Here is an 8381-nt window from a genome sequence, read left to right as displayed (position 1 = left end):
GTGTGGGAGCGCCTGAAGCCGCTGCTGGAGCCGATCGCCGCCAAGTTCGACGGCTCGCCCTGCGTCGACTGGCTCGGCCCCGACGGCGCCGGCCATTTCGTCAAGACGATCCACAACGGCATCGAATATGCCGACATGCAGATGATCGCCGAGATCTACGGCATCCTGCGCGATGCGGTCGGGCTCCGGCCGCAGGAGATGGCCGACATCTTCGCCGACTGGAACACGCGCGACCTCCAGTCCTACCTCATCGAAATCTCCTCGCTCGTCCTGGCCGAGCGTGATCCCGAGACCGGCGGGGCGCTGGTCGATGAGATCGTCGACGAAGCCGGCCAGAAGGGTACCGGGCGCTGGTCGGTGATCGAGGCGCAGAAGCTCGGCGTCGGCGCGACGACGCTGGAGGCGGCGGTCTCGGCGCGCGGCATCTCGTCCCGCCGCGCCGAGCGGGCGGAGGCGGCGCGCATCTTCGGCAGCGTGCGGACGGCGCGCGCCGAGTTCCACGCCGACCACGAGGGTCTGGCGGAGCTTGAGAGCGCGCTCGTCGCCGCCAAGATCATCGCCTATGCGCAGGGCTACGCGACGCTCGCCGAGGCCTCGAAGGAGTTCGGCTGGAACCTGCCGCTTGGTGAGATCGCGCGCATCTGGCGCGCCGGCTGCATCATCCGCTCGCGCTTTCTCGACGACATCAGCCAAGCCTACGCGGCGGGCGACGTCGTCAACCTGCTGCTCGCGCCTAGCTTCACGAGCCGCATCGAGGGGGCCCAAGAGGCGCTGCGGCGCGTCGTCGCCAAGGCCTCGCTCGCCGGCATTCCGGTGCCGGCGCTGTCGGCGGCGCTCGCCTATTTCGACGACTACCGCCGGGCGCGCGGCACCACGAACCTCACGCAAGGCCAGCGCGACCTCTTCGGCGCCCACACCTTCCGCCGCCTCGACCGCGAGGGCGTCTTCCACCACCGATGGCCGCAGGCCTGAGGGCCGCTGCCATTTCGCCGCAACGCCGCTCACGTTTCGTCAACTAAACGGGAGCGGCGTTGCCCGCCCTTCGCGTCCGATTACTTCGCCGTCGATGTGAAGACCGCTCCGGTCTTCGATCTCATTCGACGACGAGGAACGCGACGATGCGACTGACCCCCCGATCCGGCGGCCTCGGCCTTCTTCTGGCCGGCACACTGCTCGCCACCGGCGCCCTGGCGCAGGACACCAACAGCCAGGGCGAACGCCTGCCCCATGTGGACGGCAACGCGCCGGCCACGGGCACCGCCTCCTCGACGCAAGGGGCGACCGCCGGCCAGCCGATCGAGACGGAGGCGGCCAACGCCCCCGACCAGAAGCCGGCCTTTGCCGGCCAGACCCGCGCCCCCCAGCCGACCGACATCCCCGAGGTGACCACCGAGACGGTGGCCGAAGGCCTGCCCAACCTCTGGGCGCTGGAGTTCATGCCGGACGGGCGCATGCTCGTCACCGCCAAGGAAGGCAAGCTGATGATCCTGCCCGCGATGGGGCAGGAGGGCGAGCCGATCGAGGTCGCGGGCGTGCCCGAGGTGGCGTCGGCCGGCCAGGGCGGCCTGCTCGACGTGGCGGTCGGGCCGAACTTCGCCTCCGACGGGATGATCTATTTCACCTTCTCGGAGCCGCGCGGCGCGGAGGGCAACGGCACGGCGCTCGCCAGCGCCAAGCTCACGACCGCGGACGGCTCGGCCAAGCTCGAGGGCATGAAGGTCATCTTCCAGCAGATGCCGAGCTACGACGGCGACAAGCATTTCGGCTCGCGCATCGTCTTCGACAACGAGGGCAAGATCTTCCTCGGCGTCGGCGAGCGCTCGGACGAGCCGATCCGCGATCAGGCGCAGAACCTCGACTCGGGCCTCGGCAAGGTGTTCCGCATCAATGCCGACGGGTCCATCCCGCAGGACAACCCGTTCGTCGGCCGTGAGGGTGCGCAGGATGCGATCTGGAGCTACGGCCATCGCAACATCCAGTCGGCGGTGCTCGGGCCGGACGGGCGCGTCTGGACGATCGAGCACGGCGCGCGCGGCGGCGACGAACTGAACCGCCCCGAGGCCGGCAAGAACTACGGCTGGCCGGTGATCACCTACGGCATCGCCTATGGCGGCGCGCCGATCGGCGAGGGGATCACGGCGAAGGACGGCATGGAGCAGCCGGTCTACTACTGGGATCCGGTCATCGGCCCCTCCGGCATGGCGATCTACACCGGCGACGAGTTCCCGGAATGGAACAACGCGATCCTCGCGGGCGGACTCGTTACGCAAGGGCTCGTGGTGCTGCGGATGAACGACGAGGGCCGGGTCGCGACCGAAGAGCGCGTGCCGCTCGGAGCGCGCATCCGCGACGTCAAGGTCGGGCCGGACGGGGCGGTCTATGCCGTGACCGAGACGCGGGGCGGCGGCGGCTCGACGATCGTGCGGCTGACCAAGGCCTGATCCCCGCAAGAGAGGGACGAGACGACGGCCCGGGACCGGACAGCCGGTTCCGGGCCATCGTCGTTTCGCGGCGGTCAGAGCGCGAGGGGCCAGCCGCCCTCACGCGTCTCCAGGATGCGCACGGGGTCGCCGACGCGAAGCGTGCCGGCGCCCTGTGCCACGGCGTTCCAGCCGAACAGGACGCCCGGCGCGCGCTGGACGCCGGACCGGCGGAAGCGCCCAAGCGTCGAGAGCGGCTCCTTGCCCGTGCGCCGGCCCTCGTCCTGATCGACCGTCGTCACCGCGCAGCGCGCGCAGGGTTTCACGAGATCGAGCACCACGTCGCCGACCGCGATCTGCGCCCAGCCGTCCTCGGCGAAAGGCTCGGTGCCGTCGATCACGACGTTGGGCCGGAAGCGGCTCATCGGCACGGCCTCGCCGCCGGCGGCGACGATCCGCCGGTTGAGATCGCGCAGCGAGGCAGTGGTAGCGACCAGCAGCGGGAAGCCGTCGGCAAAGCCGACCGGATGGTCCTCGGCGGTCCAGTCGCGCGAGACGGTGCGCTGCGAGCGCGCGTCGAAATGGACGAGCCGCACGGGGAGGCCAAGCCATCGCGACAGGGCGGCATCCGCGTCGGCGCCGGCGGCGGCGGCGTCCACGGTGTCGCTCCAGACGGTGACCGTCACGCGCTCCTCGCCGTCCGGCGCCGCCACGAAGCGCTCGCCGCCATCCGACCCGCCAATGCCGGGAAACGACAGGTGCAGCCCGTCCTCGTCGGGCTCGGCGTCGAGGAGCGCGAGCGGCGGATGCTCGCGCTGCGACAGGAAGCGCCCCGTGGCATCGACCAGCATCCAGCGCCGGTCGCCCCGGAGCCCCATCGGCTCGAGCCGCACGCTGGCGGGATGGCGGGCGCGCCCGCCCTTGACCGGATGGATGGCAAGCGTCGAGACCTGCATCGGTCGTTCCTCTTCTGGAAATCTGTCCTTCGAGCGTCCGACGGAACCTTGCGGGGCCGGCCTGACGGGTCTTCGGCTTCATGGCGTCATCGCCGATGCCTGGTCCATGCGCGGCACGGGCTGCGCTCGGGCTTCTCGCCTTGATACCCAATCCCTCGCCAGCCCTCCGCCCCGAGGTTCTGTCGGACGCTCTTAGTCGGTCGCCGCCTCCAGCGCTTCCATGTCGTCGTCCGACAGGCCGAAATGGTGGCCGATCTCGTGGATCAGGACATGGGCGACCAGCGTGCCGAGGCTTTCCTCGTGCTCCGCCCAATAGTCGAGGATCGGGCGGCGGTAGAGGAGGATGCGGTTGGGCATCTCGCCGGTCTGGGGCGTGCCGAGCGCGCCGACGGCGCGGCCCTCGAAGAGGCCGAGAATGTCGAAGGGGCTTTCGAGGCCCATCTCCTCCACAACCTCGTCCTCGGGAAAGTCGGCGACGTGGAAGCGGATCTCGCCCGACAGGGCGCGGAACTCGGACGGCAAAGCCGCATAGGCCTCGATCGCCAGCGCCTCGATCTCCTCGAGGCTCGGCGACAGCCTGCGTCCCCAGTCGCCGGTCTGGTCCTTCTGGCCCATGCCGCTCTCCTCCCTGGCGGATTCTCGTCCGTGCCCCCGCGTCTTAAGCCATCGCGCCCTGCAGCACCACGACCTTGGTGCCGTCCTGAACGCGCCGGTGCAGGTCGATCACATCCTGGTTGAGGAGGCGTATGCAGCCCGACGAGACGGACTGGCCGATCGACCAGTCCTCGTTGGTGCCGTGAATGCGGTAGAGCGTGTCCTCGCCGCCCCGAAAGAGGTAGAGCGCCCGCGCGCCGAGCGGATTGGTCGGCCCCGGCTCCATGCCGGCGGAGAGATGCCCGTAGCGGGCGGGCTCGCGCGCCATCATCGCGTCGGTCGGGCGCCAGCGCGGCCAGGCGCGCTTGTATTGGACGCGGGCCTCGCCCTCGAAAGCGAGGCCCGCCTTGCCGACGCCGACCCCATAGCGCAGCGCTCGGCCGCCTTCCAGCTGCAGATAGAGGAAGCGCGCAGGCGTATCGACGATCAGCGTGCCGGGGATCTCGTCGCTCCGGTAGGCGACCTCCTGCCGGTAGAAGCGCGGGTCGATCTTCGTCAGGTCGGGAGCGGGAACCGGGAAGGGCTCGCCCGTCACCGGCGCGTACATCGCTAGATAATAGGGGTCGACGACGCGCTTGGGCACGGTGGGCGCGACGTCGCCGAGGCGGCCGGACACGCAGCCGGCGAGAAACAGCGGGGCGCCGGCGAGGAGGGATCGGCGGGTCAGGGACATGGGCGGGCGTCTTCGGATCGGTGAAAAACGGGTCGGATGGCTCCTCCTGCCTGTCAGCCGCGCCACACCGCAACGCTGCATCGCAGGTCCTGACGCGATCGTGACGCTACGGCGGCGGACCAACGACGGACCAGCGTCGTCCACCGGAATTCGTTCCCTATCAACAGGAAAATAATCTTGGATGCCGTCTCCTTGACTCCGGGGGGCGACTCGGAAATTTCCTAGAACATATGAGGAACACGAAGGCGGCCATGAACCCATCGGCCGATGGAGACCGGCATGACCTGGACCAATGGATCGCGACGACGACCGGGCTTGGAGCCCCGAAATACAACGGATGAAGGCTGTACCGCAACCGATGCGGCCGCAGGCGCCAGGCTGGGCCCGGATGGCGGCCCCGACCGCGGGCGCGCTGCGACGCTCTCGGCGCTGCGCCAGGCGATCGGGCGGATCGAAGGGGCGCCGTTCGCGCGCGGCGTGCCGGATGGCGAGGACGAAAAACCCAACAACGACGATCGACTTGCCTTGGGCGCGCCGGCCTTCGACGCCGCGCTCGGAGGCGGGCTGCCGCGCGCGGGGCTTCTGGAGGCGCGCACGCTCGCCATGCGCGACGGCGGGGCGGGCGTCGGCTTCGCGCTGGCGCTCGGCATCCGCCTCGGCGCCTCAGCGCGCCGTCCGCTCCTCTGGATTGCGGCGGCCGATGCGCTCGCCGAGGGCGGCATGCCCTATCGCGAGGGGCTCGCCCATTTCGGTCTCGACCCCGATGCCCTGGTCGTGGTGCGCGCCCGGCGCATCGTGGATGCGGCCTGGGCGGGCGAGGAGGCTGCGCGTTCGGGCGCCGCCGCGCTGGTCGTGGTCGAACTGCGCGGCAATCCGGCGCTTCTCGGGCTGGAGGGGACGCGGCGCCTCCACACCCGCGCCCGGGAGGCGGGCGGCGCGGTGATGCTCTTGCGCCAGGGTGGCGAGCCGGAAGCCACCGCCGCCCCCGTCCGCGTGTTGGTCGAGCCGGTGCGCGCCGCCCCCGTGCCGGGGCTGGAATCGCTGCCCTTGATCGGCTGCCCCCGTTTTTCCCTGTCGCTTGAAAAGGCGCGGGGACTGCCGCCCCGAACGCTCTGCCTGGAGTGGGATCCCCATGACCGACGCTTCCTCGACCACGACCCCCTCCGGCGCGCGGCCGGGCGAATTCCTGGCGCTTCGGCTGACGCGGCTGCCCAGCGACCGGATCCGACGCGAGGAACTGGGGCGATCGTGGCGCTGCGGTCCCTTCGCGGCGGCGCGGCGGGGGAGGATGCCGCGCACCGACGCTCCGGCGCTGCCTGACCTCCTGCCCGTGCCGCTCGGCGCGGGCAACGGGCACCGCCCGCCGGACGCGGGCAGGGGATACTCTCCGCCGGACGCGGGCAGGGGATACGCGCCACCGGAGGCGGGGCAGGGGGCGGACAGGCCGGAGGCCGACATCCCGCCGCTCGCGCTCTTCGCCCGCGAGGACCGGGCCGAGCGGATCGTATCCTCGTGCGAGCGCGCCGAGGCGCTCGGCCTCGTGCCCGGCCTCGGCCTTGCGGAAGCGCGTGCCCGCTTTCCCCACGTGGACTACCGGCCGGCCGACGCGGCCGCCGACCGGCGCCTCCTCGACGCGGTGGCCGACTGGTGCGACCGCTACACGCCGCTCGTCGCCCTCGACGGCACCGACGGCCTCGTGCTCGACCTGACGGGCGCGTCCCACCTTTTCGGCGGGGCGGGCGCCCTCTGCGACGATCTCGTCTCGCGGCTGGAACGCCAGGGCTTTGCGGTCGAGGCGGCGGTCGCCGCCCATCCCGGCACGGCGCGCGCCTGCGTCGGCGTGGCCGGGGCGGCGCGCCTCGTGGCGAGCGGAGACGAGCGCGCCGCGGTGGAGGGCCTGCCCGTGGAAAGCGGCCTGCGGCTCGACGCCGAGACCGCCGCACGGCTCCATCGGCTCGGCCTTCGCCGGGTGCGCGATCTCCTCGCCCTGCCGCGCGCCGCCCTCCACCGCCGCTTCGGGCCCGACATCGCCCGCCGGCTGGACGAGGCGACGGGCGCCGCCCGCCGCCCGATCGAGCCGCGGCGCGCGGTCGCGCTCCTCATCCGCGAGCGCCGCCTGTTCGAGCCGGTGAGCCTGCCCGAGGACATCCTGCGCATCGCGACGCACCTCGCCGCCCGGCTGTGCGAGACACTCGCCGAGCGCGGCGAGGGCCTGCGCGAGGCGGAACTCGCGCTGTTTCGCGTCGACGGCCATGTCGAGCGCCTCCCGGTGCGCTCGGGGGCCCCGTTGCGCGATCCCGCCCGGATCGCGCGTCTCTTCGCCGAGCGCCTGAAGGCCTGCGGGGACGAGATCGACGCCGGCTTCGGCTTCGACCTCCTGCGCCTGTCGGTTCTGGCGGCGGACGCGATGGCGGACCGGCAGGAGGATCTCGAGGACGCGGGCGCGCGGCCCGCCGAGGAGCTCGGCGCGCTGATCGATCGCTTGGGGACGCGGCTCGGCGAGGCGGCGGTGTTCGCCTTCGCGCCCGAGGACCGGCATCGGCCGGAGGCCGCGCAGCGGCGCGTCGCGCCGGTCGGGGCTGGCGGTTTCGGGGCAGAGGCCGATCTCGCGCCGCGCCCCTTGCGCCTCTTCGCCCGGCCGGAAGCGGTGGAGGCGACGGCCGAGGTGCCGGACGGGCCGATCCGCCAGTTCCGCTGGCGCCGCGCCTTCTACCGCGTCGGCCGGATCGAGGGTCCCGAGCGCATCGCGCCCGAATGGTGGCTCGGGGACGTGGGCGCGAGCCGCGACTACTTCCGCGTCGAGGACGAGGCCGGTCGGCGCTACTGGCTGTTTCGCCAGGGTGCGGGCGAGGGCGCACCGTCCGGCTGGTTCCTGCACGGTCTCTTCGCATGAGCGGCGAGCCGCCGGTCGAGCCGCTCGCGCCCGGTCCCGGCTTCTGCGAGATCGGGGCGGCCTCGAACTTCTCCTTCCTGCGCGGCGCCTCCAAACCCGGCGAGATGGTGGTGGCGGCCGAGGCGCTGCGGCTCGGCGGGCTCGGCCTTGCCGACCGCAACACGGTGGCGGGCGTGGTGCGCGCGCACGGGCAGGCGCGGGTGCAGCGGTTTCCCTTCCGTCCCGGCGCGCGGCTGGTCTTTGCCGACGCGACGCCCGACGTCTTCGCCTATCCGCGCGACCGCGCCGGCTGGGCGCAGCTCTGCCGCCTCCTGACCACCGGCAACCTGCGGGCTCGCAAGGGCGACTGCATCCTGCGCCTTCCCGATCTTCTGGAACGGGGCGAGGGGATCAACCTCGCCGTCCTCGCTCCCGACGGGCTCGGGCGCGACGGACCGACGGGGACGGGCGCCACCGAGCGGCTCGAGGCGGCGCTCGGACCCTTGCGGGCGGCCTTTCCCCGCGCCGTCCGCCTTGCCGTCGCCCCGCGCCACGACGGGGGCGACGCGCGCCGCCTCGGCCGGGCGGCGGCGCTGGCCAGAACGTGGGGCACACCGCTTCTCGCCACCAACGACGCTCTGTTCCACGCGGCCGAGCGGCGCCCGCTCGCCGACGTCGTGGCGGCGATCCGCGAGCACGCGCCGCTCGCGGGAGCCGGCCGGGCGATCCTCTCGGCCCATGCGGAGCGCCGCCTGAAGCACGAGGGCGAGATGCTGCGCCTGTTTCGCGGCTTCGAGCCGGCGATC

Annotated in this window: 7 protein-coding genes and 1 pseudogene; 5 read left to right on the top strand and 3 right to left on the bottom strand. The window is 72.5% G+C overall.

The genetic code is table 11. The annotated features are described in order from the left end of the window. Positions 1-972: NADP-dependent phosphogluconate dehydrogenase (gene gndA / locus QZ753_RS08740; RefSeq protein WP_294642847.1), on the top strand; the 972-nt coding region annotated here is incomplete at its 5' end. A gap of 146 nt (positions 973-1118) precedes the next feature. Beyond that, positions 1119-2441 carry a PQQ-dependent sugar dehydrogenase gene (locus QZ753_RS08735; protein WP_294642845.1) on the top strand — a complete coding sequence of 441 codons (1323 nt, stop codon included), beginning with the start codon at positions 1119-1121 and terminating at the stop codon, positions 2439-2441. Between the two features lie 74 nt (positions 2442-2515). On the opposite strand, the gene QZ753_RS08730 is transcribed toward QZ753_RS08735, so the two are convergent. The 3 genes from QZ753_RS08730 to QZ753_RS08720 form a co-directional block, all read right to left on the bottom strand. After that, the gene (locus QZ753_RS08730) at positions 2516-3376 is read right to left on the bottom strand and encodes an MOSC N-terminal beta barrel domain-containing protein (protein WP_294642844.1); all 861 of its coding nucleotides are present in this window, start codon (positions 3374-3376) and stop codon (positions 2516-2518) included. A gap of 192 nt (positions 3377-3568) precedes the next feature. Beyond that, positions 3569-3991, bottom strand: coding sequence for a metallopeptidase family protein (locus QZ753_RS08725; protein ID WP_294642843.1), 423 nt, complete (start codon positions 3989-3991; stop codon positions 3569-3571). Between the two features lie 43 nt (positions 3992-4034). After that, a complete protein-coding gene (locus QZ753_RS08720) occupies positions 4035-4703 on the bottom strand; it encodes a L,D-transpeptidase (RefSeq protein WP_294642841.1) in 669 nt (222 codons plus the stop codon). Between the two features lie 279 nt (positions 4704-4982). On the opposite strand from QZ753_RS08720, the gene QZ753_RS08715 reads away from it, so the two are divergent. The 3 genes and pseudogenes from QZ753_RS08715 to QZ753_RS08705 form a co-directional block, all read left to right on the top strand. Beyond that, positions 4983-6023 carry a hypothetical protein gene (locus QZ753_RS08715; protein WP_294642839.1) on the top strand — a complete coding sequence of 347 codons (1041 nt, stop codon included), beginning with the start codon at positions 4983-4985 and terminating at the stop codon, positions 6021-6023. Further along, positions 5992-7596, top strand: a complete 1605-nt coding sequence (locus QZ753_RS08710; protein ID WP_294642837.1) for a DNA polymerase Y family protein — start codon at positions 5992-5994, stop codon at positions 7594-7596. The genes QZ753_RS08715 and QZ753_RS08710 overlap by 32 nt, the downstream gene beginning before the upstream one ends. Further along, positions 7593-8381, top strand: a pseudogene (locus QZ753_RS08705) (error-prone DNA polymerase); the annotation flags it as partial. The gene QZ753_RS08710 and the pseudogene QZ753_RS08705, both read left to right, overlap by 4 nt.

This window comes from uncultured Aureimonas sp., assembly GCF_913775355.1.
Taxonomy (GTDB): Bacteria; Pseudomonadota; Alphaproteobacteria; order Rhizobiales; family Rhizobiaceae; genus Aureimonas.
The sequence above is the reverse complement of the archived record's forward strand: the minus strand, read 5'-3'. Positions and strand labels throughout refer to the sequence as shown.